This is a genomic window from Pseudomonas karstica (genome assembly GCF_009707515.1).
Classification (GTDB): domain Bacteria; phylum Pseudomonadota; class Gammaproteobacteria; order Pseudomonadales; family Pseudomonadaceae; genus Aquipseudomonas; species Aquipseudomonas karstica.
The window spans coordinates 17929-42617 of record NZ_WLYI01000020.1 but is presented as its reverse complement, the minus strand read 5'-3'; the positions used below and the strand labels follow the sequence as shown (position 1 = coordinate 42617).

Here is a 24689-nt window from a genome sequence, read left to right as displayed (position 1 = left end):
CTGGTGCAAGGATAGATTCAACGCGTTATTTGGATCCGTTCCAAATCCCTTTCCCGCTCAACCTCTCCCGATCATGCTTCGCCTCAAACACCTGCAATGGCCCCTTCGGCACAATCCCCGTCGGATTAATCGTCCGATGGCTGGCGTAGTAGTGCCCCTTGATGTGCGAGAAGTCCACCGTTTCGGCAATTCCTGGCCACTGATACAGCTCCTTCAGCCAATTCGACAGGTTCGGATAATCAGCAATCCGTCGCAGATTGCATTTGAAGTGGCTGTAATACACCGCATCGAAACGAATCATGGTGGTGAACAGGCGTATATCGGCCTCGGTCAGGTATTCACCGCTCAGGTAGCGCTGATTACCCAGGTGTTGTTCAAGGTGTTCGAGTTCAGCAAACACATCATCGAAAGCGACTTCATAAGCTTTTTGCGAAGTAGCGAAGCCAGCACGGTAGACGCCATTGTTCACCGCCGGGTAGATGCGCTCGTTCAGCGCATCTATGGTCGGGCGCAGTGCCTCGGGGTAGAGATCCAGCTCATTGCCAGTCAACCCGTTAAACGCACTATTGAACATGCGGATGATCTCCGCCGACTCATTGCTGACAACCCGCTTCAGCTTCTTGTCCCACAACACCGGCACTGTGACGCGTCCGGTGTAGGTAGCTGTGTCAGCGGTGTAGCGCTGGTGCATGTAGCTGAAGCCGTCAAGCTTGTCGCCCGTTGAGCCGTGGGCCTTGTCGAAGGTCCAGCCGTTTTCAAGCATCAACCAACTGACCACCGACACGTCGATCAAACCTTCCAGGTCTTTGAGTTTGCGCAGGATCAAGGTGCGATGAGCCCAAGGGCAGGCGAGAGACACGTACAAGTGGTAACGACCGGCCTCGGCCACGAAGCCACCTTCACCGCTGGGGCCAGGTTGACCATCGGCAGTTATCCAATGACGGCGTTGTGCCTGTTCCCGTTGGAAAGAGCCATCTGCACTACTTTCGTACCACTGGTCATGCCAGCGTCCTTCGATCAGCAATCCCATGACTGACTCCTTGGCTGATAAGCGTTGGAGTCCAGTCTAAAGGTCTGGCATCGAACAAACAGCGCAAAGGCTGGGGGTTAATGATCGGTTAAATCGATTTGTTCCGGGCATCCCAGTATTGCTGGGCCAGTTCGAACGCGTGCTCCCGTGGGTGGCCCAAGCCACGCAAGGCTAAGGCCACGGTGGCAATCAGTGCCAGTTGCGGGTAACTGTCCTCTACCTCGCCGCGCCACACTGCCTTCAGGTGCTCGGGGTCGAGGGCCGCGGGTTTGACGTGGCGTTGAGCGGAGAGGGCGGGCCATTCTTCATCCCAGCTTTCGCCACCCGTGGTGCCGTATAAATGACTGATGGTGTCGGGGTTGATCTCTATCTCGCCGCCGTCACCCTTGATCACAATGACGTTGTCACCCAGCAGGCCACTGGCATCACGGTGTACGCCCTGGTAGCCCGGGTGGAAGATGCTTTGCAGGCCACAACGGGCATTCAGTGGATTGAGAATACGCGCCAGGGAGTGGATCGGCGAGCGCAGGCCCAAGGTGTTACGCAGGTCAATCATGCGTTGCAGTTGCGGCGCCCAATCCCCTAGCGGAATAAATGCCAGGTTGCCCTGTTCAAGGGCCGACTCGACTTGCTGCCAGTTGCGGCACAACGGTATCTGCAAGCCTTCCAGCAACTGTTCGGTATAGAGCCGGCCAGCGGTATGGGCACCGCCGCCGTGCATCAGGATGCGTATGCCGTTCTGGGCCAGGCATTTGGCCGCCAGCAAGTACCAGGGTAAATGGCGCTTTTTACCGGCGTAGGTCGGCCAGTCGATATCAACGTTGAGCGACGGTGCCTTCAAGCGTTCGCGTACGGCTTCAGTGAAGCCTGCGAGTTCTTCCGGGCTTTCTTCCTTGTGCCGCAGCAACATCAGGAAGGCGCCTAGCTGGGTGTCTTCGACTTTTTCGTCGAGCAGCATGCCCATGGCTTCCCGGGCCTCGACACGGGTCAGGCTGCGGGCGCCGCGCTTGCCTTTGCCCAGGATGCGCACGAACGGGGCAAACGGATGTTCGGCAGGGGTTTGGGTGATCAACGGGGCAAAATCAGTCATAAGCAATTCGTCGGCCTGGGCAGGCCCGCCAGTTTGGCGGCGAGTTTGGCGGGAGTGCCTTTGAACAGTCGGTTGAGGTGCAGGCTGTTGCCCTTTTCCGGGCCCAGCTTCAAGGTGGTGTACTTGATCAGCGGGCGCGTGGCGGGTGACAGCTGGAATTCAGCATAAAAGCCGCGCAGCAACTCAAGGATTTCCCAGTGTTCAGGGGTCAGCTCCAGTGCTTCGGCAACGGCCAGGGCATTAGCTACATCGGCGGACCAGTCGCTCAGGTTGGCGAGGTAACCATCCTTGTCCAGTTCGAGGGTGCGCTCACCTACGGTCAGGGTGTTCATAGCCAGGTATTGACCTTGTCGTAGTCGATCGACAATTGGACGAACGCCGGATAATCGATACTGCCGGCCCAGGCGGGCACAAGCAGGTTCCGCGCCTGGCTGTCTTCGGCCAGAACAAACACTCTCACACCTTTGGCTTGAAGGGCTTGGCAGGGGGCGCTGGCGGGTTGCAAGGCATAGGCGCCGTCGCCGCACAGCAGGATTGCATCCTCGGCCCCACAGAGACGCAGGCAGCTTTGCAGCCGGTTATCGGTAAAAGGGGAGTGGGATACCACATGCAAAGTCGACATCAGAGGGTTATCACCTGGTCGTAACGGTCAATCATCTCTTGGATCTGCTCGCTGTCCAGAGACTGGGCAATGCCTGGGGAAGTCAGCCCGCGTTCATCAAGGCTGTGGCTGCAGGCAAACACTTCGTCGACACCAAACAGTGACAGTGCCTGGAGGTTGGCGCTGAGATCTTTCTGCTGAACAGCCTTGGCGTCTTGGCTCGAGGCCAGTTGAAACACCCCATCATCGAGAAATAGCAGGCCAATGGGCAAGTCAAATGCACCGCCGGCCAGCACGATATCCAATGCTTCGCGTGCGCCGGGCCCGGACCAGGGGGCCTGGCGACTGATCACCAACAAGGATTTCGCCATGTCACGGCCCTCCAAAGCAGATCAAGCGGTCAGCGGCCTGGGCGGCATCATGCAGTTGGCCAAGGCCGGACAATGCCCAGGGCGCTTCCAGGTTCACTGCACTGCGCTGGTAGCGCGTTGCCTCTTCGGCATTCAATACCCCACGACGCAAGGCCGCCGCAATGCACACAACGCCATCGAGCTGATGCTCGCTGACAAAGGCACGCCATTGGCTGGCGATATCCTGTTCGTCCTGTGGCGCAACAATGTTGTTGGAGGCGCTGTAGACGCCATCCTGATAAAAAAACAACCGCACAATCTCATGTCCGCCAGCCAGCGCCGCCTGGGCGAACAGCAGGGCGCGGCGCGAGGAGGGCGCATGGGCAGCGGAGAAAAGCGCAATCGCGAACTTCATGGAACACTCTTCATGGACAAGATGGTCTTCAAACCTGGGCCAATGATAAAGCCGTAGACAACAAAAAGCCCGCCGAAGCGGGCTTTTTGCATGGCACTGCGATCAGTCGTCGCGGCTCATGATGCCGAAGATCTGCAACAAGCTGATGAACAGGTTGTAGATCGATACATACAGGCTGATGGTCGCCATGATGTAGTTGCGCTCGCCACCATGAATGATTGCGCTGGTCTGGAACAGGATGCAGGCCGAGGAAAACAGTACAAAACCTGCGCTGATCGCCAGTTGCAGGCCGCTGATCTGGAAGAACAGGCCGGCCAGTACCGCCGCCAGCAACACAAAGAAGCCGGCGGTGATGAAACCACCCAGGAAGCTCATGTCCTTGCGGCTGATCAGCACGTAAGCCGACAGGCCACCAAACACCAGTGCCGTCATGGCGAACGCCGAGCTGACCACTTCCGCGCCGCCCTGCATACCCAGGTAACGGTTGAGGATCGGGCCCAGCAGGAAGCCCATGAAACCAGTCAAGGCAAACGCCGACACCAGGCCCCAGGCCGAGTCACGTAGCTTGTTGGTCAGGAAAAACAGGCCATAAAAGCCGATCAGCACAACAAAAATATTTGGGTAGCCGACGCGCATCTGCTGGGCAACGTAGGCCATCACGCCGCTGAATGCGAGAGTAAGAGCGAGCAAGCCGTAAGTATTGCGCAGGACGCGGCTAACCTCTAGCTGCTCAGCCTGCGCGTTGCCATTCACTGCGTAATTCTGTTCGCGCATGGCGACACTCCTTCAGTTTTGAAACGTTCAGTCGCAAAGATCATAACAGACGCTCTGTAACAAGCGATGGCGAGAGTTTGACAGTGTGTTTCATTCGGGTATTATGGCGCCCGCTGAGACAGGATGGGCTATTCTAATCCTGTGTTGCATAAGGGAAATTGGCAGAGTGGTTGAATGCACCGGTCTTGAAAACCGGCGAACGTTAATAGCGTTCCCAGGGTTCGAATCCCTGGTTTCCCGCCAAATTTACACAAAAGCCCCGTTAACGCGGGGCTTTTGCGTTTCTGGGGTTTGAGAAGGGTTGCTCCGGTTTTTGTATGAGTTCCGAAGCTTTGCCTATTTGGATGGTTTCGCGGTCGCGCCGATCCTCCTGTAAACCCTCTTGGTGATCTCCTGTTTGCTGTGTCCCAGCAGCACTCGCATCATCAGTATCGACGATTTCCGAGGCTGCTACGCATGCTTGCAGGTGACAGGACGTTGACTGTTGTCGATGTTAAAAGCTCAAACTCGACCTACGTGAGCCTCACACCCAGCGGCAAGAGAGTACCCGCAAACCAATTCAACGCTGTGGCAGCTCAATCAAGTCGCCGCCGGCCTTGCATTGTCTGAGATCTCTCAATGTCGAAAGGTTGAGTCTCTCTAGCTTAGCTGGGCGCTGTTAATCGAGAGCCAAATCGCAGGCAAAGAAAAGCCCGCGATGGGGAGAGCGGGCTTAAAAGGTGTTCACTAGGAGCTGGGGTAACCATAGGCGCTCGACTGTGAAAGGGATGTGAAAAGGAGGAGAGCTTGGCTACTCCATGGGCGCCAATCGCCGAGATATCCTATTCTCCCAAGTTGTCATCGTTTAATTGGGGATCTGGAGCATGGCAACGAAGGCGCGGGACTTTTCGATTCGTGACTTCATCATCACGCTGTTGTGTGACCGGAACATCCATATAGGCCATTGGGGCGTAGCCGTCCGGCGAAGTCATCTACCTATCCCTCAAGCCAAGACATGATGCGCACTTGAATATTCAGAGAACACAATTGACCTTAACGTCAGGAACGTGGGGCTTTTCGTATCTTATTGCTTGGATAATTTTTGATGAAACTACCTGAGATCAGTACGTTTATTGCTCGGTGGCCCTTGTTGGGCCTAGCTCCCCCTACCGCTTGGCTGGTCTCCCAAGACTGCGAAAACCAAGTTCTGATTTTGCTGGAGCGGCTTGGTGCAGGTTATCGACGCCATGGAAACTGTGCCATTCACGAAACTGCCGTTGTTGAGCAAGGAGCCGTATTAAAGGGCGCGATTATCATCGGCGCAGGTTCTTTCGTGGCTGCGGGCGCCTATCTGCGTGGAGGCGTTTATCTCGGCAATAATTGCATTGTAGGCCCAAGCTGCGAAGTCAAAAGCAGTTTCATACTTGGCGCAAGCAAGCTGGCACACTTCAACTTTGTCGGCGACTCATTGATTGGCGAGAGCGTGAATATCGAAGCAGGTGCAATCATAGCCAATTATCGCAACGAGCTAGAGGGTGCGGATATCAAAGTCCGCCATGCAGATAATGTGATTGAGACAGGCGTTAATAAATTCGGTGCCTTGGTCGGCGATGGTTGCAAAATCGGGGCGAACGCAGTCATCGCTCCCGGTGCGCTACTGCGGCCAAACACACATGTTCCGCGTCTCGGGTTGATTGACCAGTTTGCCTATGATTAAGCAGAGTCAACTGGACACTTGGCCAGGTCCTGCGAATGGCTGTTATTGGTTTTGGCAGTAAGCTTCTGCGCGACCAGATTTTCTATACCGGTCATTGGGGGCTTGCAAGGTGTCTAGAAAACCCGGGGCGATTCAGACCTCTCAAGCACTCACCTTAATTAGGTGCTAAAGGTCCAATCCGAAAAAGCCTGGCTCACCCAGCCTGCTTTCAAAAACTGGAGTCAACATGCGCAATTTGGATTTCAGCTCTTGGGAAGGCATCCTCTCAACGCTCTTCGGGCTCGTCCTGATAACCGTTGTCGGGGTTGGCATTCGTCTGCTAGTGATGCAGACAATCCAGCAACGGCGAGAACGCGAAAACCGCCAAATCAACGAACGTTTGCGCACACTTATAGCTGGCTACAAGACTTTGGGAGGCTCCTTTACCGGAAACCTTGAGGTTGATCCCACCCATCTGCGGGATTTGAAACGTAGAGCCGAGGAAACAGTTACGAATACGACCGAACCGGATCCAGGCCAGGAGGCCACGTTTGCGCAGGCTTTTGCTGGACCAAACAACGGTGACCGGTCAAGGCGAGTACGCGACGCCGTCGAAGCGGCGCTTTCCGACATTATCCTACTGGGTACTGAAGAGCAGGTTCGCCTGGCAGCGGTCGCTGCCACAGAACTTGTCGCAGGCCGTCCCATTCATACCGCCGAATTGGTCACTTCTCTGCGTGACTTCATCCGCGTCGTTCTCAATCTTGAGCCTATACCCGCTCAGCTTTCGATTCCGAAACAGGGGCCGGCTCGCCCGTCCTCTTCGGGTGGCAGCAAAGGGGAATCAAAGGGCGCAGGTAAAGGCGGGGGCTCGGGCGGTGACGGCGGCGGTGGAATGGGAAGTGGGCCGCTTATTGAGAGCCATCGAGATCCGCATCATTAACGTATCGGCAAATAATACGGAGGTTTTCGCTATAGTCGCCTCTTTGAACTTCTTAACTATTTGTTCAAGGCTTTCCGTGTGAAAAGTTCGCTCAAGAGCTGTTGGAACAGGCCCTGACCTGTCCCGTTGGGTCATGGTCTATCTTTAATCTGACCCTGCCTATCGCACTTTTTGTAATTTTCTAGATCTATGTCTGTCCCAGCCACACTAATTCCATGCGTGGACAGAAGAACCAGACCTGGTGCCGATGAATTGCACGTTACCTGTTTTTGTCACTCGATGGATGCGTCGGCCGCTGACGCTGGTTGCCGTTTTCATGCTCTGTATCCTCGGTTGCAGCCAGCAACAGGGACGCGATATCGCCAAGCAGTTCACTGACGGCAAGCCTGATGAGTTCTTCCAGACCAGCGTCGATCGTATGGCTACCCTAGGCATGCACGACAACCTGCAAAGCCTGTATTTACTAATGAACAAGCTCTATCTGCGTAACCCCAACCAGTGGCGTCAATCGGGATATCTAGATGCTGTAAGCGCTGCTCGGGAAATCCGTCAGGCCATCGAGCTACGTCAACCACTGCCCGCCCTTGGGGAGCGTCGCGACCTGGAGGCTCTGAGCTATTCCTTGAGTCCGCAGTTTCGCGGCGATCGGGTTGGAGCCTTTATCTACGCGATCGGGAGCATGCTCGTTACCGCACACGGTGGGCGCACCGAGTTTTATATGACGAACTCGATCAATCCGCAGTTCGTTAGTAATGCCGCGCGTAATATCGAAAAGGCTACTTGGCTGCTCAGCCAGCGTCAGGATGCCAACGGCGTATTATTGTTGTTTTCCAACGAGATCTCGGAGGAGGCCAGCAACCTCAGTTTTGCCGTTGAGTTCGGCAAGATAGTCGCGCGCCTTGACCTGTTGACCCAGATGCTTGATGAGCGCTATCGGCGCATTGGTCTCAATTACGCGCAAAGCTTGTTGCTGATGAATTTCCTACCGGTGCAGTAACGATTCGCGATGCACCGCGATGCACTTGATCTCCACTAACAGTCCCGGCTTGGCGAGCTCACTGACGCCAATGCATGTCCATGCACAGGTGCTCCTTGGAAAGACTTTATCCTTCACGTTTCTGAACAGTGGCATGTAGCGTTGTAATTCGATGTGATAAGTCGTCATTTCGACAACATCTTCAAATTCACAGCCGCCAGCCGCCAGGACGAGGCGGAGATTTTCCCACGCCGCAAAAAACTGCTGCTCTGGGTCTTCAATAACTGACAGCCCAGGCGTACGGCCTACTTGGCCTGCGCAATAGAGTGTTCGGCCCACCTTCACAGCTGGCGCATAACCGGCCTGTTCTGAAAGTAGTCGCATGTTATCTGGAACGATGATCTGACGATCTTGCATGGTTGTGGAAGCCCAAAGCATAGTCGGATGGAGAACCTATCCCAGGTTCGAGAGATGCGTCCACCCCCATTACTGTGTCATCCCGCACGTTACTGAAGGTACGGTTGTCCGCCTGCCTGGCTGTTGGGCGGAGGAGAAATAAAAAGCCCGGCAGTATGCCGGGCTCTGGTTCTGACTAGGGCGTCAGCTCATCAGCGGTGTTTGTTCTTATGCTTGTGCTTGTGCTTGTTTTGGCCCTTGTAGTGTTTGCCGCCCGACCTGTGTTTGTCGTCGTCGGCAAGATTATTACCTACCGCGCCGCCCGCGGCACCGCCAAGACCGGCGCCGATAGTGGAGCCGGTGGTGCCTCCAAGCTGATTGCCGATGATCGAGCCGCCAGCTGATCCGATCCCACCACCAATGGCGGCTTCGGTTCTGTTACCTCTTGGCGCTCCAATCGCGCTACCAGCAGCGCCACCAACGCCAGCGCCAACGGCGGCACCGGTACTGCCGCCGATCTGCTGGCCGACGATATTACCGAGCGCGCCACCTACACCGCCTCCTAGAGCAGCAGTGCCATCTCCAGCGGCCATCGCTCCCTGAGTAATCAGGATTCCCAGGGCAAGGGTGGGCAATGTCATTCGCATTTTGTGAACCTCGGTAAATAGTTATCAGACGCTCACGGGTTGAACCACGTCTAGGGTTTAAGATAAGGCCTATGGCTCAAAGTTCTGTAGTGGCCTCTGGGGTGGCGGGTTAGTTGTAACAAGTTGTTTTTTTAGCACCAGGTAAAAAACCAGGAAGCAGCCTTCTTATCGCCTTTGCGTCTAACTATTCTCGACTTCTGGACTAAGTTCCTTGCAGGACGTTTTTATCTGCACGGAGGCAGGAAAAGTGAAAACACGCATCATTGTGGTCGGAGGCGGGGTAGGCGGGACGATGCTGGCGAACCAGTTGGTTGCCAAGCTGTACCCAGAAATCCTTCGGGGTGAAGTACAGGTCAGTCTGATATCCAACAGCCCGGATCATTTCTACAAACCTGCCTTTATGTACGTGGCTTTCAACCTGTTTTTCCAGGAGGAGTTGAAACGTTCGGAACGATCGCTGCTACGGCCTGAAATCGAGTTCACGGTTGACGAGGTCACAGGCTTTGACTTCGCCGGACAAACCCTGCGTACCCGAAGCGGGAAGCGATACCCCTATGACATTCTGGTGATTGCCACAGGTTGCGTACCGTCTCCGGAGCGAATCGAAGGGCTGAAGGAGGCGGGTGATCACTTCTATCAATACGAACCTGCACGGCAATTGGCGCAACGCCTGAGCACCATCAAGCAGGGCCGTATTTTCATTACGGTATCGTTCCCGCAAACCCCGAATGTGCCTCATCAATGTGGTATTGCTCCGGTAGAGACCACGCTGATGCTCGATGACTTTTTACGTCGGCGGGGCGTGCGCGACAAGGTAGAAATCATCTACACCTACCCCAGCACGGCGCAACTGTTGCGTAATTGTCTGTTTTTGCAGCGGCCCACAGGGGAGGTTTTGCCCAGCCTTTTTGAACAGCGCGGCATACAGTTTCAGCGTGGCTTTACCTTGAAATCAGTTGATCCCGATCAACGTATTGCCTATTCCACCGAGGGCGACGCCCAACCCTTCGATATCTTGATGGCCACGCCACCGATCCGTGCGGTCGATGTTGTTCTCGAGTCTGGCGTATCCCAGGCAGAAAACAACGAAGGTTGGCTGCCAACCAACCATGAAACGCTTCAGGTGTATGGCCTGGAGAACGTCTACGTCATCGGCGATACCGTAGACCTGCCCGTGAGCAAGGCCGGAGGGGCGTGCCATAACCAGGCACCCGTCATCGCCAACAACATTGCTGGCCAGATTCGCCACGGCTCGGTGGATGCCGTGTATGACGGGCGTGTTCAGGCTGTAGCACAAATGGGCCTCAACGCGGGCATGCCACTCTGGTATGACTACACCCATGATGTATTACCCACATCGCCCACCAAGCTCGGCGGCCTATTGCGCCATGGTTTCAATCGCGGTCTTTATTGGGCCGTTGCACGCGGAATGCTTTGACCTGATAACAGGAGGAGTTTGCTGACATGGACGTACCGGACCCACAACACGCCTGCACCCCATCGCCTCCAACCGACCACGACATCGCACTGCAAGCGTTGCTGGAGAAACTGCAGCCGCTGCTCGACGGTGGTCGCCTGGACAATATGATTGACCTGATCTCGGTTGCGTCTCATGCGGTTGATTTACTCGACGTGGCACTGGTGGAGAAACTGGCCGGCCTGTTCGAACAGGCCACTTCACTCAGTTGGGACCTGGGAAATGCCCTGCGCATGGCCAAGGCGCAAACCCAGGCCCAGGAAAAGCCTGACAGCCTGTATGGGTTACTGGTGTTACTGCGCGAACCCGATACCCGGCGCGGTGTCGGCTTGGTACTGCGGACGCTGAATGTCATTGGACGACAATTGTAATATGACCAAGAGGTCAACCCCATGCTTGTTAACCCTGTCGTGGCAAGGATGCCCAGTACCGAATGGGATCCGTAGACTTATCTCAAGTTCGCCCAACTACGTGAGCGCCCTGTTATTGAATTGCTTGACCATATAGCGATCGAGAATCCACAACTGATCCATGACTTGGGATGCGGCACCGGCATTGCGACCCAGCTATTGGCCAAACGCTGGCCAAGTGCAGAACTGATTGGTGTCGGCGCTGCGTCCGGTGCTGCTGACACTGAATGATCAAGAAAGAACGCGCTTTCTGGGCCATTACCTCAAGCGAGTGCATCAGGAATATCCACCTGAGTTGGATGGGCGTACGTTATTTCCTTTCAAACGCATCTTCATCGTGGCAATTGTTTGATGCAGCTCAGAATGTCCGTATCGCAAACGGGAACCTCGGGGCGTGTCGCCGGATCATCCAGCCAGCGATGATAGGCACTTCGAATTTCCACGTCTTTGTAGCTGTAGATTTTGGCTTTCTTATGGGTCCGGCTGGCTTCCAACGCTTTCGGCGTGACCGCCATATGAAACACCAGTTCCTTGAACGCCCAAGGCTGCGAGCCCTTATGCCGCTCGATGACGCGCACATGGTAATAGGGATCGTCTGGCCGTTGCGGCAGGACTTTATAAACCTCGGCCCACTGTACTATTTTGGGCGAGGCAGATAGCACAACGCTTTCCTGATGTTCTTGCGCTTGCGCCGAGGCGCTAGTGAGAACTCCAAGAAATGCCAGGGTTGTGATCAGTCTCGAACGTTTCAACATTTGTTTCCTTTCATCAGTCCTAACCATTGCCTTGAGGTGCTTTAAATTCCAGGTTCTGAGTTGGCGTATGACGTAGTCCGTTCTCTCTATCATCCGCTTATTGCATTGGCAAGAGTTTCATCAACAACAAGCTTTGTGCATGGCTCGCACGACTACGCCGGTAGTGCTCATCAAGCACCTAGGCCAATCCTTGTATTTGGCTACCGCTAATCACTGCCCTTGATCCGCCCTCGTTTTGCTGTCATCGTTTGCGTAACTGTAAATCTTTCTTATTTGAGAAGTTTTTGCGCATGCATGACTTTCCCGTCGCCCCGGGTGACCTGGCTCGCCGCCAGCAGACTCTCATCGACCTGTATAGCGATCACCATTCCTGGTTGCAGGGATGGCTGCGCAAGAAACTCGGCTGCTCACAACATGCAGCGGACCTGGCCCATGACGCCTTCATTCGCGTCCTGTTGCTGGCCGAGCCGCAAAACATCAAGGAGCCTCGGGCGTTTCTGGCCACCACTGCTGGCCGCTTGCTGATTGATGGGGCACGGCGGCGGCGGATCGAGAAGGCTTATATGCAAGCCTTGGCGATCCAGAGTGAAGACGCGGGCATGCCGGATCCGGCAGCTATTCATGTGGCGCTCCAGGCTCTGGAGCGTATTGCCCAGATGCTCGGCGACCTACCGGCCAAGGTCCGCGAAGCGTTTTTACTGAGTCGTCTCGACGGCCTGACCTACAGCGAGATCGCCAGCCAGTTGCAGGTCTCTCCCAGTACCGTCAAAAACTATATTTCCAGCGCTCTGGTCCACTGCTATCACACGCTGCATGGGGCGGACTCGTTGTCGTGAGTAACGAGCAGATCATTAGCGAAGCGGCCAGGTGGCTGACGTTGTTGCACGACGATCAGGTGAGCGAGGCCGACCGTAAAGCGTTCGAGGCCTGGTGTCAGGTCGACCCACGGCACCTGGTCGCCATTGAGCGCATGCGTTCACTGTGGGGGAGCCTGGATGAGTTGCCGCCAGTGCCTGCGAGAGTTGCGCTGAATCGCGCCTTTGCCCCGCAAAAACGAGGGGTTGCGGCCCGTGGTACTCAAGCGGTCGCATTGCTCGGTGTGCTGCTGTGCGGTTGGGCGGGCCTGGAGCAGGCGCCACTCTGGCTCGCCGACCAGCGCACCCATGTGGGTGAGCGACGCCAGGTGTTTCTCGCCGATGGCAGCCAGGTGCAGCTCAACAGCAACTCGGCCCTGGATGTGAAATTTGACGGACACCAGCGGGTGATCGAACTGTTGCAAGGCGAACTGTGGGTCGAGGTGGCCAAGGATGCCCGGCGTCCGTTTGTGGTGCGTACCGACCAGGGTACGGCGACGGCCTTGGGGACGCGATTCCTGGTGCGGCGCGCCGAGGACGGCTCGACTGTGGTGACGGTGATCGAATCCACAGTAGCGGTCAAAGGTGCCGCCACCGATGCTGTGAAAGTGACGGCGGGGCAGCAGTCGATCCTCAAGTACGGGCAGGCCCAGCCTGTGCAACGGACTGGTAACGACGACCCTGGCGCCTGGACCCGCGGCTTGCTCAAGGTCGATGACCGCCCCTTGAGCGAGGTGTTGCAAACCCTGGCGAGCTATCGCCATGGCTTGGTGCGATTTGATCCCCAGGCCTTGCAAGGGCTACGGGTCTCCGGTGTATTCAAGCTGGACGATACCGGCGCCGCACTGGCCTCGCTGGCGGACAACCTGCCGATCAAGGTGGAGTATTTCACCGACCTGGTGGTGGTAATCAAACCGCTCAAATAAAAATCGCTCTCATCCTTGCCCGATTTTCCAGCATGGCCGTCATGGTTAATAGAACCTCATTTTCCAGGACTTCTCATGCCACGCCTTGTTCGCCCGTTGCACCCACTGGCCTTGTCAGTGGCGATGGCTTTTGCCGCAGTGCCGTTGTTGACCGTTCAAGCATCCTTCGCCGATGAGAGCAGCAGCGTGGTACGCAGTTTCTCGATCCCTGCCGGTGATTTAAGCCAGGCCCTCAACAGCTTTGCCGAGCAAGCGGGCCTGGTCCTGGCTTTTGATGCGAGCCTGACGCGGGGCAAGCACAGCAATGGTTTGAGCGGGCAATACGGCACAGACGCCGCGCTGGAGCAGCTGTTGGCCGGTAGTGGCCTGCAGGTGTTGAAGATCTCCGCGGATCGCTATCGTCTCCAAGTCATCCCATCAACCGATGGCGCCATGGAGTTGCAGGCCACCACCATCAGCGGCGCGTACCAGACGCAAAGCCCGGTTGGCCCGGTCAGCGGCTATGTCGCAACCCGTAGCCTGTCGGGCACCAAGACCGACACGGCACTGGTGGAAACCCCGCAGTCGATCTCCGTGGTCACTAAAGACCAGATGCGTGCGCAAAACGCTGAAAGCCTCAATCAGATCCTGCGCTACAGCGCCGCGGTCATCCCGGAAACCCGAGGTGCAACCGCCTCGCGCCTCGACCAGTTGACCATCCGCGGCTTCTCTCCGGCGACCTACCTCGACGGCCTGCGCATGCCGTCGAGCCGGGATGCCTTGCCACAAAAAGATGCCTTCGACCTGGAGCGCGTGGAAGTCCTGCGTGGGCCGGCCTCGGTGCTGTATGGCCAGGGCACACCCAGCGGCGTGATCAATATGGTTACCAAGCGCCCGCTGGACACGCCTTTGCATGAGGTCGGCGTCGAGTACGGCACGTTCAACAAGAAACGCACCACCTTTGACTTGAGCGGCCCGCTGGACGATCAAGGGGTGTACTCCTACCGCGTTGCCGGCTTGTTCGACGATGCCGATGGCCAGATCGAACACACCGAAACCCGCCGTCAGTCCTTGTCCACAGCCTTCACCTGGCGCCCGGACGACGCCACCTCGCTGACCTTGCTCGGGCATTTCCAGAAGGATCCCAAGGGTGCGTCCTACGGCTCGGTACCGGCCTGGGGCTCGGTGCTGCGCAGCCCCACCGGGCGCAAGATCGACGTGGACTTCTACGACGGCGAGAAGAGCTTCGAGAAAAGTGATCGTGAGCATTACTCCATCGGCTACGCCTTCGAACACCACTTCAACGATGTCTGGACCGTGCGCCAGAACGCCCGCTATCTGCGTAGCGAAGGTGTCTACCGCAGCCTCTACAGCAACTACCTGGAGAGTGACTACCAAACCATCCGCCGCTCGACCACTGCCAGCGATGTGAACATCGACGCCTACACCGTCGACAACCAGCTACAGGCCAGGTTCGACACCGGCTCGGTACAACACACCCTGTTGATGGGGGCCGATTACCAGAACACCAGCACCGATACAAAGGCGGGCTCCGGTGTGTACACCGCCGGGTCGCCGCTCGATATTTTCGATCCGGTCTACGGTGCCCCGGTGGTCACACCTGCGTTCACCACCGATGCCACCTCGCGCAGCGAGCAGACGGGCGTCTACCTGCAAGAACAGATGAAGTGGGACAAATGGGTGTTGTTGATGGGCGGTCGCTACGACTGGGCCAGCACCGACAGCAGTACCCTGGCGCTGAAAACCCAGAACAAGACCACCTCTTCTCAAGACAGCAAGGCCTTTACCGGTCGTCTGGGCCTGGTCTATCTCTTCGATAATGGCCTGGCACCCTATGTCAGCTACTCGGAGTCCTTCCAGCCACAGTCAGGGACTGGCTACGGTGGTTCGGTGTTCAAGCCCACCGAAGGCATACAGTATGAAATCGGCATCAAGTACCAGCCGCCAGGCAGCGAGAGTTTCATCACGGCCGCCATCTTCGACTTGCGCCAGACCAACGTGCCGACGCTGGACCCAGATGCCTCACATATGTGCAACGGCACGCGTTGCCAGATCCAGGACGGCGAGGTGCAATCCCGTGGTTTTGAGCTTGAGGGCAAGGCCAGCCTGAATGACAACCTGAATATCACGGCAGCCTATGCCTACCTCGATAACCGCATCAGCAAGTCCAACAACACCGTGCGTTACGCGCCGATCAGCGACATCGGCGTTGGCCCGCAAGTACCTGCCGAAGGTACCACCACCTACGGCGTACCACGCCATAGCGCTTCCGCCTGGGCCGATTACACCCTGCATGACGGCCGCCTAAAAGGCTTCGGCGTAGGCGCTGGCGCGCGTTATGTCGGCTCTTCCTGGGGCGATACCGCCAACACCTTGAAGGTGCCGGGCTACACCTTGTTCGATGCGGCGGTGCACTACGATATAGCCAATATCAATCGCCTGGGGGACAACCTGCGCCTGGCGTTGAACGCTACCAACCTGGCCAATAAAGAGTATGTGGCGTCCTGCTATTCCTACTCCTGGTGCTGGTATGGCTCACAGCGCACGGTACAGGCGAGTGCAACCTACCAGTGGTAATGCTTGCCGGCAGTGAGCAGGGCTAGTCCGCTCACTGCTTTTAGCTTTATTGGGGATAGCCTCAGAGACTTCGATTAATTAACCGATAAGGCATTTTGCTGGCCCTTTTGTTACAGATTTTTCGCCAAAATCGCTTTTATTTTCAGTCGGTTAGGCGGTATGAAAATGCGCAAAATGGGAATCATGCTGATTGCCTGCTCTCTGGCGGGTGGGGCTGTTTCTGTTCAGGCCAGAGAGCTGCGAGAGAACGATCGGTATATGTGCAGTTGGGGGGCGGGCACCGCCGCCAGGGCTCAGGAACTGAAATTATCCGGCGTTTCGCGGTATGCCGCGCGGCAGAAGATCCAATCTTATAAGTTCAACAAATCCTGGATGCGCATGATGGCTATGGGCATTACCGAGCAGACCTATGACAGCCGTTCGCGGCTTAAGCCCGCGGTAATTCGCCAGGGTTTTTATCAGGACTGCGTGCGCTACAAACTGACGCGCAAATAATTACGTCCCTGCGCACCATAAAAACATGTGGTTATTGAAGGAGTTAGCGCTGACTTAAATCGACGAAAGGTTGAAAGTTATCTTGTTACAAATTTTTTCCATCTGTATTATGGCCCCGCGTTCACCTCCCACGGTTTATGCATTTTTAAATCCCAAGTTTCCATCAGCTACTTGGGATTTTTTTTGCCCGCGATTTGGTCGGGGTAGCCTGGGGGAGTACGCCTACAGGCGACGCAGAAAAGACCTGACGATACGCTTGGTGGCTTGGGTGGTATCGAGCTCTTCCAGTGTGGCGTAGGCAAGCCATCGGCATTCGCTGATCTCGCTACGCGGCCGGGCCTCGTCGATATTCACCACCGAGGCCTCAAACACGTGATGAATCGTGTTGTCTGCCTTCAACTCCTGTAAATACAACAGACCATCCACATTCAAGCCGGTTTCCTCTTCCAATTCACGAGCTGCCGCACCGACCGGTCGTTCGTCACGCTCCACCTTGCCCCCTGGCAGCGCCCATTTCGATCCGGCCTTGCGCACGAATAGAATGTGCCCCTGATGTTCACAAATGACCGTAGCGCGTATTTTCACCGAATGTGCCCCGCAGTCGAGTGTGTGTCATAAAAGTGTAATGCAGTTGTCATGATGGATCTTGTTCTTGCAAGCTGGAGGGAGCACGGGAAAGCGCCGATACTACTCGACTGAAAAGTACAGGTGGAGAGAGGGATACCGATGAGTACCGTACGCTGGGGCATGATCGGCTGTGGCAGTGTCACTGAACTGAAGAGCGGACCCGCCTTCTATAAAGCGCCAGGTTCTGCCTTGGTCGCTGTGATGGGGCGTCGCGAGGAGGCTGTTCGTGATTATGCCGCGCGCCACGGCATTGCCCGGTTCTATACCGATGCCCAGGCATTGATTGATGATCCCGAAGTGGATGCGGTCTACATCGCCACCCCGCCTGACAGCCATCTGGCGTTCAGCCTGATGGTGGCTGCGGCGGGCAAGCATTGCTGCGTTGAAAAACCCATGTCGTTGAGTGCCGGGCAAAGTGAGCAGATGCAGCGTACGTTCGAGCAGGCGGGGCTGCATTTATTTGTGTCTTATTACCGGCGCTCCCTGCCACGCTTCCAACAGGTACGTGAATGGTTGCAGGCCGGACAGATTGGCGAGTTGCGACATCTGACCTGGACCTTGTGCAAACCGCCGTCACCTATGGATGTACAGGCGGGAAACTGGCGCACGGATCCAGAGGTGGCGGGGGGTGGGTATTTTGCCGATTTGGCCAGTCATGGCTTTGATCTGTTCCAGTACCTGGCGGGGGATATTGTCGAAGTCGCCGGTTTTACGGCTCGCCAGGCCGCACGTTATGCGGCGGAAGATGCCGTGACGGCCAGTTGGCGTTTTGCCTCGGGTGCGCTGGGGATGGGCTGCTGGAACTTTGCGGCGGATCGACGCGAGGATCGTGTCGAGCTGATTGGCAGTAAAGGGCGCATTACGTTTTCGGTGTTTGATGAGCAGCCATTGCAGCTTGCGGGGGAGGTCAGCCTGAGCCTCGAGGTGCCTAACCATACACATATCCAGTGGCATCACGTGTTGGGGATGAATGCCCATATTCGCGGGGAAAGCCAGCACCCGGCAGTCGCAATCGAGGCGTTGAAGACGGATCGGATCATGGACCAGGTGCTGCAGCGAAACCTTCATCAATAATGACGGAACATTTTTCAAGGAATAGACGAATGCATTACAAGGCAGCCTGGATTGCGCTGTGGCTGATATTGGCGGGGATGACCACGGGTGCTGCAGCAGCGCCTCGGGAGCAGGGGCGGGCGGGGGACTTCGATTTTTATGTGCTGTCGTTGTCCTGGTCGCCGACATTCTGCCTGACCCATCCCAAGGATCAGCAGTGTTCGGGCAAAGGCTATGGGTTTGTGCTGCATGGCTTGTGGCCGCAGTACGCGCGGGGAGGATGGCCGGCGTCGTGTGCGCCGCGATCGATGTTGTCGGCGCAAGCGTTGGCCAAGGGCGCAACACTTTTCCCCTCGCAGAAACTGCTCAAGCATGAGTGGGCCAAGCATGGTACGTGCAGTGGGCTGGAGCCGCTTGAGTATCTGGAGAAGACAGATGCGGCCCTGGGCGTGGTCAAGATTGCGCACCAGTTGCAGCCATTCAATGTTCCGGACTCGCTGGGTGCCAAGGACATTGAGGCGCTGTTCCGCCAGAGTAATCCGGGCATGGGCAACCATGGGTTGGCAGTTATCTGCAAGGGTAAGGTGTTGTCGGAAGTGCGGGTGTGCTTGAGCAAGGACCTGGCATTCGTGGGGTGCCCGCGCAGTGTCAAGAGTCAGTGTCGCGCAGGCGCTATTCGAGTGCCCGTTCAACGCTGATTGCTTCTGTACCGCGAGCAATAGTGGGGGCTTGGGCTCCCGCTATTTCGGATACAGCGGCGGCAGGCTCGTGCTGTCTGTCACAGGGTCCTGCGTTCGCTCCGCCATCGGGATCGCTTTCACGGCGCGCCACAGTTCTTCACCTTGCCAGTACTGGCCCGTCTCGCTGTAAAGCGCACCGTTCAAGCCATCCAGCGCGTCAGACAACGGCACAAACCGCGCCGCCATATCCGCCAGGGTTTCCGGCTGTTGCCGGGCCCAGGCATCCAAAGCCTGCCGCGTTGCCTGAGGGTCGTTAGCCTGGCTGGCACGCTTGAGATCATCCAGTAACGTACGTGGACTCGGCCCGGCCTGTGCCACCCGAAGGATCGCTGGCTGCCAGCGGGCGCGCCACCACAGGCCGAAGCCCAGCAGAGTAGTGCAGGCCAGGATCAGGCTGCTGAGTTGCCAGACCCACAGGTTGCTTGAGTCTGGCGCGGTGATCACCGTCGGCGTGGCCGGGGTGTCTATTACCAAGCTGGGGTTGTTCGCCACCTGAAGGGTACGAGGTGGCAGGTGGGTGCGCTCCAGATGGTCTTCGTGGGTGTTCCACCACACCACTTCCACCGCCGGCAACTCGACGGCGCCGGCGCGATTGGGCACCAGGGCCTCGCGGTCTTCGCGGCTGCCGATCACGCCGCGATCATTGTCCTGGTTGCTCAGCACCGGTTGATCCGGGTAGCGGCGCAAGCCAGCGACCTCGGTGCCCGGCAGTGGTGGCAATTGGGCGCTGGCCAGGCCTTCGGCCTTGAGGGTGAGGCTGCGGGTCAGGGAGTCACCGACCTGGATGTGAGCAGGTTCCGGGTTCCAGCTTTCACTCAGGCTCAGGCTGCGAGCCGGCAACCATGGGGTGTCCGCCGGATACAGGGCCGGCTGGGGTTTTACCGTCAGCAGTAGTTCCGTGGAGCTGACATGCAACAACTTGCCAGGCTTCGGGCCTTGAGGTGTAGCGTCCTGGGCAGGACGCGGTTCTACCAGGGTCGCGCTGAAAACCTGAGGCGCAACCACCAGTTGGCCGCTATGTTGCGGGTAGATTCCATAGCGCATTTCGATCACGCCATGGCGAATGCCATTGATGACCTTCTCGTAATTGCGCGATTCCCCCAGTTGTTCGATGCGGGCATCTGGAATTTGCAATGGTGTCAGGCTGCTGTCGTCGTACAGCGACACTGAGTGGTAGACGCGCACGGTCAGCAGGGCCTGGGCCTGGACGTAGACCGAGTCCTGGTCAAGACTGGCTTCGATAAACACCGGGGCCAGTTGGGTGTTGGTGTCCTGGCTGGCCGTTTCGATGACTTGCAGGGTGATCGGCTGGGTCTTGAGTGCCCCCAGTTGCAGTGATGGAATCACCACGCTGCCGTTTTCCTTGGGCAACAGGGTGACAATCCAGCGGGTGGTGGCGTGATTGTCGCCGCCCAAGGTGGTGAGCTGGTTGATCTGGCGGGTGCCGCGTACTTCGAACAGCGGTTCGAGGGGGGCCAGGTCCGGCTTGCCGAACTGCGTGACGTCATTGGACTCCACGGTCAGTTCCACCGTCTCCCCGGAGTTGAGGTGGCTGCGGTCGACACTGGCAACCAGGTCCGCGGCCCGGGCCTGGCAGGCCCACAGTGCGAGGGTGAGAAGAACGGCGGTGCAGCGGCTCATCGAGTCTTGTCCTGATGTTGTTGCTGTTCGTACCAGAATTTACGTCGCAACAGCTCGCCGGGGTTGTCCGGGATCTGCCGAAGCCACTGCTCCAGGGCTTGGCGATGTTCGCCGTCAAGGCTGGTATTCGCCCCGTGCAGGGGCGGGGTGGTGGTTTGTTCATCCCCCAGTTCGCTGCCGGGTACTTCGTTGTCGCCAGCGCGAGGGGCGGCGTCGGTTTGCGTCTGGGCGGTGCCTGCCTGACCATGATCCTGGGGTGCCTGTTCGCCGCCCGGTGCGTTCTGGGCGCTGGTGCCTGATTGTGCAGTCTGGTCGGGTTGGGCGGTTTCGTCATCCTCGTTCTTGGGCGGTTTGGCAGGTTCTGGTTCTGGTTTGGGGGCTTCCTGCAACAGGCGCTCCACCAGAGCCTTGTTCTTCAGCGCCGGTTGCAGGTCTGGCTGGGCTTCCAGGGCTTGCTCATAGGCATCTATCGCGGCTTCCAGTTCACCGGCCTTGGCCAGGGCATTCCCGCGATTGTAGTGGGAATAAGCGTCGTGACCTTCGGCAAAGCGCTTGGCGGCTTCGGCATAGTTACCGGCTTCGTACAGCGCGACGCCTTGCCATTTTGAATTTTCGAAGTGTTCGGCGGCTTCGGCAGGGCGCTTTTTCTTCAGCAGGTATTGGCCTTGCTGATCCGGGCGCAGCCACAGGTCCTGGAAGTCGAAGGCGTAGCTCGATTGCGGTGTCCCCAACAACAGCAGCGGCAGGCAGAACAGCCAGCCGCGACGACTGGCACAGGCGGCGAGCAGCAGCAGTGGCAACAGTAGCCAGTAACCCTGGTCGGCCCAGGAGTCCAGATGCAGCCGTTGGCCGTCGTTGCGCAGGCTTTGCGGGCCATCCAGCAGGCCGAGGCTGCGTAGGTCCTTGTCGTCCAGGCGTGCCTGGCGATAGCGGCCGCCCATCTCGCTGGCGAAGGCCTTGAGGGTCGGGCTGTCCAGGCGCGGCACCAGGATTGCACCCTGGTCATCCTTGAGGAATTCGCCATTTTCCTGGGTCACCGGTGTGCCTTCGCGGCTGCCGATACCAAGGATTGACAGGCTGGGCGCCTGGTTCTCCAGCAGCAGGCGGATGCCTTGGCGCTCTTGCCTGGATAACGATGAGCCAATCAACAGCAAGCGCCCCTGGCCGAGGCCGCCGTGCTTGAGCAGGGCCAAGGCTTTTTCCACCGCCAGGTCCGCACGATGGCCGGGTTCGGGCATCAGCGAGGGGCGCAGGGCTTCCAGCAGGTTGCGACTGGTGGCCAAGTCATCCGAGAGGGGCACCAGGGTGTGGGCGCTGCCAGCGTAGACGACGATGGCGGTCTGCGCATCGCTGCGAGCCTGGAGCAAGTCGTACAGTTTGCGCCGTGCCTGTTCCAAGCGGTTGGGCGGGCTGTCGGTGGCGAGCATTTGTGGGGTCAGTTCCAGCAGCACTACCAACGGGTCGGCGGGCTTCTGGCTGTTCAGCTCAACTCTTTGCCAACTGGGGCCGAGCAGAGCCAGCAGCGCCAGCAGCCAGGCGATGCCGAGGATTACCCAGGGTGACTTGCTTTCCCGACCGTTGCCGCCACTGAGCAGCGCCGCGTGGAACGCCGGCGGCAGGATCATTTGCCAACGGCCGGCGCGTTTTTGCCGGTGCCACAGCTGCCAGAGCAGCCAGCCCAGCAGCGGCAGCAGTAACAGCCACCAGGGGCGAAACCAATGGGGCCACAGGGCGATCATCGACGCCTCCGCAGGCGCTTGAGGCGTTGACGCCACTCGGGGTGCTGTTGCAAAAAGTGGCTCTTGCTGGAGATTCTGTTGAACAGGCGTTGCAGTGCGTTATCTGGCCAGCGCTCCTGGATCACCAGCAACAGGCTCAGGATCAGCGCCAGCCCCAGTGGGCCGCTATAGAGTGCCTGGGCGGGACGGGCCTGGGTCGGCTGTTGGGCCACCGGTTCCAACTGGTCGAGAGTTTGCTTGACCTCCTGTAGCTCCTCGCCGTCGCGGGCACGGAAGTAGCGTCCGCCCGTAGCCTCGGCAATGGCCTTGAGTGCCGGCTCATCGAGGTCCAGGCTCGGGTTGAGACCGAGCATGCCCTGGTTGCCGGCTTGTTCGGGGTCGGCACCAATGCCGATCGGGTAGATCTTCACATCCTCTTCAGCGGCCAGGCGCGCGGCCGTCAACGGGTCGATCTCACCGCCGTTGTTGGCACCGTCGGTCACCAGTATCAGCACCCGGCTTTGCGCCGGACGTTGGCGCAGGCGCTTCAAGGCCAGGCCGATGGCATCGCCGATAGCGGTATTTTTACCGGCAATGCCAATGCGGGCTTCATCCAGCCAGGTACGTACGGTGCGTCGGTCAAAGGTCAACGGCGCTTGCAAGTAGGCTTGGCTGCCAAACAGGATCAAGCCGACCCGGTCGCCTTCACGGCCCTCGAGGAAATCCCCGAGCAGGAGCTTGACCAGGCTCAGGCGGCTGACGTCTTCGTCTTGCCAGTGCATGTCGGGGAAGTCCATGGAGCCGGATACATCTACCGCTACCAGCAAATCGCGGCCGCTGGCGGCAATTGGCAGGGGTTCGCCCAGCCATTGCGGGCGGGCGGCGGCTGTCAACAATAACAGCCACAGCACCACGAACGGTGCCTGCTGGCGCCAGCCTGGCAGGTTGGCCCGGGCGCGACGGCGGGCCAGGCCTTCCAGGTCGCCGAGGAAACTGACCTTGAGGGCCGGCTCGCCGCTGTCGGCGGCAGGCAGGATGACCCGCATCACCCAAGGCAAGGGCAACAGGGCAAAGATCCATGGCCAGGCGAACTCAAACATGTTTGCGAATCCAGGTGTCAACGGCCTGGGTCAGACCGGCGATGGCTTTGTCGTCGAGCTTGCATTCTGGTTTGTAGGCGCCTTCCACCAATACCATCCAACGAGTCAGCCCGGCCGCCGGGCAACGGTTGTCGAGAAAGGCCAGCCATTTGCGACCGTTGAGGGTATGGCTCTGGCTATAAGGATAGTCGTTGCGGCATAGGCGCTTGAGCAGGCCATTGAGTTGCTGCAGCCAGGCCCCCGCCGGGGCGCCGTCGTAGGGCTTGGGCATCAGCGCCAACTCCGCCAGGGCAGTCACTCGCAGCGGGTCCAGGGGCTGTTCAGTACGGGCCAGCGGGCGCTTGACCAACAGGAAGCGGCGCAGCGACCACAGCCCCCAGGCGAGCAGCGGAATGGCCAGCAGCAATAGCCACCAACCCGGTGCAGGTGGCCAGAAACCGATGGCCGGTGGGGCGATCAGCGGTTGTAGCTGTTCAAGGCTGCTCATTGCTTTTTGGCCGGGCGTTGCGGGTTGAGGTATTCACGCAATTGCTCGACCATTTCGCTCTGGGTGTTCAATGGCATCAACAAGACCCGTAGCTTCTGCGCCAGTAATTCCCAGCGCCCTCTTCGGTCCTCGGCCTGGGCCTTGTAGGCCTGGCGCAGGTCGAAGTTCAAAGTGTCCAGTTCAAGCTGTGCACCCTGCTCGGTGAAGCGCAGCAAGCCGGCGGCCGGCAGGGCATGGTCCAACGGATCGGATACCGGCAACAGCAGTAGGTCGCAATGGCGCGACAACAGGCTGAGCTGCTGCTCGGCACCCTCGGTCAATGCGCGTTCATCGCAGATCACAATCACCAGGCTACCCGGGCGCAGCACTTCCCGGGCACGGCGCAGGGCCATGTCGAGGGCATCGCTTTGCGGCCGTTGTTCGGTATTGAGGCCCTGGTTGACCCGCACCAGCCGGTTGAGCAGTTGCAGCAGGCTTTGCTTGCTGCGTCGCGGCTTGATTTCATAGTGTTCGTTGTCGCCGAATACCAGCCCGCCGACCCGGTCGTTATGCCCCAGCGCCGCCCAGCCGATCAGGCTTGCCGCCTGCGCCGCCAGCACCGACTTGAACATCAGCCCCGAGCCGAAAAACAGCCGGCAGCTTTGCTCCACCATGATGAAGATCGGTCGTTCCCGCTCCTCGTGGAACAGTTTGGTGTGGGGTTCCTGGGTGCGTGCGGTGACGCGCCAGTCGATGGTGCGTACATCGTCGCCGGACTGATAGACCCGTACCTGATCGAAGTCGACCCCGCGACCTCGCAGTTTCGAGTGGTGCAGGCCTATCAGCGGGCTGCGCTGGCTCGGAGTGGAGAACAGTTGCACTTCCCGCACGCGATGGCGCATCTCGATCAATTCGCTCAAGGTGACGCGTGTTCCATCGCTGGCGTTCACGGG

27 protein-coding genes, 1 tRNA gene and 2 pseudogenes are annotated in these 24689 nt (G+C 58.2%); 13 read left to right on the top strand and 17 right to left on the bottom strand.

The window, feature by feature from the left end:
- Window positions 1-25: 25 nt before the first annotated feature.
- The 7 genes from GIR22_RS15500 to GIR22_RS15470 form a co-directional block, all read right to left on the bottom strand.
- Window positions 26-1030 (bottom strand): glutathione S-transferase family protein, encoded by a 1005-nt coding sequence (locus tag GIR22_RS15500; RefSeq protein ID WP_154744181.1) that lies wholly within the window; start codon window positions 1028-1030, stop codon window positions 26-28.
- A gap of 88 nt (window positions 1031-1118) precedes the next feature.
- Window positions 1119-2102 (bottom strand): glycosyl transferase family protein, encoded by a 984-nt coding sequence (locus GIR22_RS15495; RefSeq protein WP_178122287.1) that lies wholly within the window; start codon window positions 2100-2102, stop codon window positions 1119-1121.
- A 14-nt stretch (window positions 2103-2116) separates the two neighbouring features.
- Complete coding sequence (locus tag GIR22_RS15490) at window positions 2117-2452, bottom strand: TusE/DsrC/DsvC family sulfur relay protein (RefSeq protein ID WP_154744179.1); 336 nt, start codon at window positions 2450-2452, stop codon at window positions 2117-2119.
- On the bottom strand, window positions 2449-2742 hold the full coding sequence (tusB, locus tag GIR22_RS15485; RefSeq protein WP_154744178.1) for a sulfurtransferase complex subunit TusB: 294 nt from the start codon (window positions 2740-2742) through the stop codon (window positions 2449-2451). The genes GIR22_RS15490 and tusB overlap by 4 nt, the downstream gene beginning before the upstream one ends.
- Window positions 2742-3092, bottom strand: coding sequence for a sulfurtransferase complex subunit TusC (gene tusC, locus GIR22_RS15480; RefSeq protein WP_154744177.1), 351 nt, complete (start codon window positions 3090-3092; stop codon window positions 2742-2744). Before tusC ends, tusB begins: the two co-directional genes overlap by 1 nt.
- 1 nt (window position 3093) lies before the next feature.
- Window positions 3094-3486 carry a sulfurtransferase complex subunit TusD gene (gene tusD, locus GIR22_RS15475; RefSeq protein WP_154744176.1) on the bottom strand — a complete coding sequence of 131 codons (393 nt, stop codon included), beginning with the start codon at window positions 3484-3486 and terminating at the stop codon, window positions 3094-3096.
- 102 nt (window positions 3487-3588) lie between these two features.
- Window positions 3589-4260 carry a Bax inhibitor-1/YccA family protein gene (locus tag GIR22_RS15470; RefSeq protein ID WP_154744175.1) on the bottom strand — a complete coding sequence of 224 codons (672 nt, stop codon included), beginning with the start codon at window positions 4258-4260 and terminating at the stop codon, window positions 3589-3591.
- Window positions 4261-4412: 152 nt separating this feature from the next.
- On the opposite strand from GIR22_RS15470, the gene GIR22_RS15465 reads away from it, so the two are divergent.
- A tRNA-Ser gene (locus GIR22_RS15465) sits at window positions 4413-4503 on the top strand.
- A 93-nt stretch (window positions 4504-4596) separates the two neighbouring features.
- On the opposite strand, the pseudogene GIR22_RS26430 reads toward GIR22_RS15465, so the two are convergent.
- Window positions 4597-4711, bottom strand: a pseudogene (locus GIR22_RS26430) (integrase); the annotation flags it as partial.
- 633 nt (window positions 4712-5344) lie between these two features.
- Between GIR22_RS26430 and GIR22_RS15460 the strand changes: the two are divergent.
- From GIR22_RS15460 to GIR22_RS15450, 3 genes are all read left to right on the top strand, one after another.
- The gene (locus GIR22_RS15460) at window positions 5345-5956 is read left to right on the top strand and encodes an LbetaH domain-containing protein (protein WP_154744174.1); all 612 of its coding nucleotides are present in this window, start codon (window positions 5345-5347) and stop codon (window positions 5954-5956) included.
- Between the two features lie 226 nt (window positions 5957-6182).
- A complete protein-coding gene (locus tag GIR22_RS15455) occupies window positions 6183-6878 on the top strand; it encodes a hypothetical protein (RefSeq protein ID WP_154744173.1) in 696 nt (231 codons plus the stop codon).
- Window positions 6879-7161: 283 nt separating this feature from the next.
- A complete protein-coding gene (locus GIR22_RS15450; protein WP_377665063.1) occupies window positions 7162-7875 on the top strand; it encodes a hypothetical protein in 714 nt (237 codons plus the stop codon).
- On the opposite strand, the gene GIR22_RS15445 is transcribed toward GIR22_RS15450, so the two are convergent.
- Window positions 7861-8271, bottom strand: coding sequence for a RidA family protein (locus GIR22_RS15445; RefSeq protein WP_154744171.1), 411 nt, complete (start codon window positions 8269-8271; stop codon window positions 7861-7863). The two genes, GIR22_RS15450 and GIR22_RS15445, sit on opposite strands and share 15 nt — an antisense overlap.
- 191 nt (window positions 8272-8462) lie before the next feature.
- A complete protein-coding gene (locus GIR22_RS15440) occupies window positions 8463-8897 on the bottom strand; it encodes a glycine zipper domain-containing protein (protein ID WP_154744170.1) in 435 nt (144 codons plus the stop codon).
- 247 nt (window positions 8898-9144) lie between these two features.
- On the opposite strand from GIR22_RS15440, the gene GIR22_RS15435 reads away from it, so the two are divergent.
- The 3 genes and pseudogenes from GIR22_RS15435 to GIR22_RS26765 form a co-directional block, all read left to right on the top strand.
- Window positions 9145-10335, top strand: coding sequence for an FAD-dependent oxidoreductase (locus GIR22_RS15435; RefSeq protein ID WP_178122283.1), 1191 nt, complete (start codon window positions 9145-9147; stop codon window positions 10333-10335).
- Between the two features lie 26 nt (window positions 10336-10361).
- Complete coding sequence (locus GIR22_RS15430) at window positions 10362-10745, top strand: DUF1641 domain-containing protein (protein ID WP_154744169.1); 384 nt, start codon at window positions 10362-10364, stop codon at window positions 10743-10745.
- 21 nt (window positions 10746-10766) lie between these two features.
- Window positions 10767-10991 (top strand): annotated as a pseudogene (locus GIR22_RS26765) (trans-aconitate methyltransferase); the annotation flags it as partial.
- A gap of 125 nt (window positions 10992-11116) precedes the next feature.
- Here GIR22_RS26765 and GIR22_RS15420 read toward each other — a convergent pair.
- On the bottom strand, window positions 11117-11539 hold the full coding sequence (locus tag GIR22_RS15420) for a DUF5086 family protein (RefSeq protein ID WP_154744168.1): 423 nt from the start codon (window positions 11537-11539) through the stop codon (window positions 11117-11119).
- Window positions 11540-11829: 290 nt separating this feature from the next.
- Between GIR22_RS15420 and GIR22_RS15415 the strand changes: the two genes are divergently transcribed.
- From GIR22_RS15415 to GIR22_RS15400, 4 genes are all read left to right on the top strand, one after another.
- The gene (locus GIR22_RS15415; RefSeq protein WP_154744167.1) at window positions 11830-12375 is read left to right on the top strand and encodes a sigma-70 family RNA polymerase sigma factor; all 546 of its coding nucleotides are present in this window, start codon (window positions 11830-11832) and stop codon (window positions 12373-12375) included.
- On the top strand, window positions 12372-13319 hold the full coding sequence (locus tag GIR22_RS15410) for a FecR domain-containing protein (RefSeq protein ID WP_178122282.1): 948 nt from the start codon (window positions 12372-12374) through the stop codon (window positions 13317-13319). Before GIR22_RS15415 ends, GIR22_RS15410 begins: the two co-directional genes overlap by 4 nt.
- Window positions 13320-13394: 75 nt before the next feature.
- Window positions 13395-15896, top strand: coding sequence for a TonB-dependent siderophore receptor (locus tag GIR22_RS15405; protein ID WP_154744165.1), 2502 nt, complete (start codon window positions 13395-13397; stop codon window positions 15894-15896).
- Between the two features lie 165 nt (window positions 15897-16061).
- Window positions 16062-16391, top strand: coding sequence for a hypothetical protein (locus tag GIR22_RS15400; protein WP_154744248.1), 330 nt, complete (start codon window positions 16062-16064; stop codon window positions 16389-16391).
- Between the two features lie 222 nt (window positions 16392-16613).
- Here the strand turns inward: GIR22_RS15400 and GIR22_RS15395 are convergent, their stop codons facing one another.
- A complete protein-coding gene (locus tag GIR22_RS15395; RefSeq protein WP_178122281.1) occupies window positions 16614-16976 on the bottom strand; it encodes an NUDIX domain-containing protein in 363 nt (120 codons plus the stop codon).
- A 141-nt stretch (window positions 16977-17117) separates the two neighbouring features.
- Here GIR22_RS15395 and GIR22_RS15390 point away from each other — a divergent pair, with 141 nt between their 5' ends.
- Both GIR22_RS15390 and GIR22_RS15385 read left to right on the top strand, forming a co-directional pair.
- The gene (locus GIR22_RS15390) at window positions 17118-18092 is read left to right on the top strand and encodes a Gfo/Idh/MocA family protein (protein ID WP_154744164.1); all 975 of its coding nucleotides are present in this window, start codon (window positions 17118-17120) and stop codon (window positions 18090-18092) included.
- Window positions 18093-18121: 29 nt separating this feature from the next.
- Window positions 18122-18769: a ribonuclease T2 family protein gene (locus GIR22_RS15385; RefSeq protein ID WP_154744163.1), complete on the top strand. Its 648-nt coding sequence runs from the start codon at window positions 18122-18124 to the stop codon at window positions 18767-18769.
- 42 nt (window positions 18770-18811) lie between these two features.
- On the opposite strand, the gene GIR22_RS15380 is transcribed toward GIR22_RS15385, so the two are convergent.
- Genes GIR22_RS15380 through GIR22_RS15360 form a run of 5 tightly spaced genes read right to left on the bottom strand, consistent with a single transcriptional unit; the run spans window position 18812 to window position 24686 of the window.
- Complete coding sequence (locus GIR22_RS15380) at window positions 18812-20452, bottom strand: BatD family protein (RefSeq protein WP_154744162.1); 1641 nt, start codon at window positions 20450-20452, stop codon at window positions 18812-18814.
- Window positions 20449-22191: a VWA domain-containing protein gene (locus GIR22_RS15375; protein ID WP_154744161.1), complete on the bottom strand. Its 1743-nt coding sequence runs from the start codon at window positions 22189-22191 to the stop codon at window positions 20449-20451. The genes GIR22_RS15380 and GIR22_RS15375 overlap by 4 nt, the downstream gene beginning before the upstream one ends.
- Entirely contained in the window at window positions 22188-23270 is a 1083-nt protein-coding gene (locus tag GIR22_RS15370) for a vWA domain-containing protein (RefSeq protein WP_154744160.1), read from the bottom strand. Before GIR22_RS15370 ends, GIR22_RS15375 begins: the two co-directional genes overlap by 4 nt.
- Entirely contained in the window at window positions 23263-23757 is a 495-nt protein-coding gene (locus GIR22_RS15365) for a DUF4381 domain-containing protein (RefSeq protein ID WP_154744159.1), read from the bottom strand. Before GIR22_RS15365 ends, GIR22_RS15370 begins: the two co-directional genes overlap by 8 nt.
- Complete coding sequence (locus tag GIR22_RS15360; protein ID WP_178122280.1) at window positions 23754-24686, bottom strand: DUF58 domain-containing protein; 933 nt, start codon at window positions 24684-24686, stop codon at window positions 23754-23756. The genes GIR22_RS15365 and GIR22_RS15360 overlap by 4 nt, the downstream gene beginning before the upstream one ends.
- Window positions 24687-24689 lie beyond the last annotated feature (3 nt).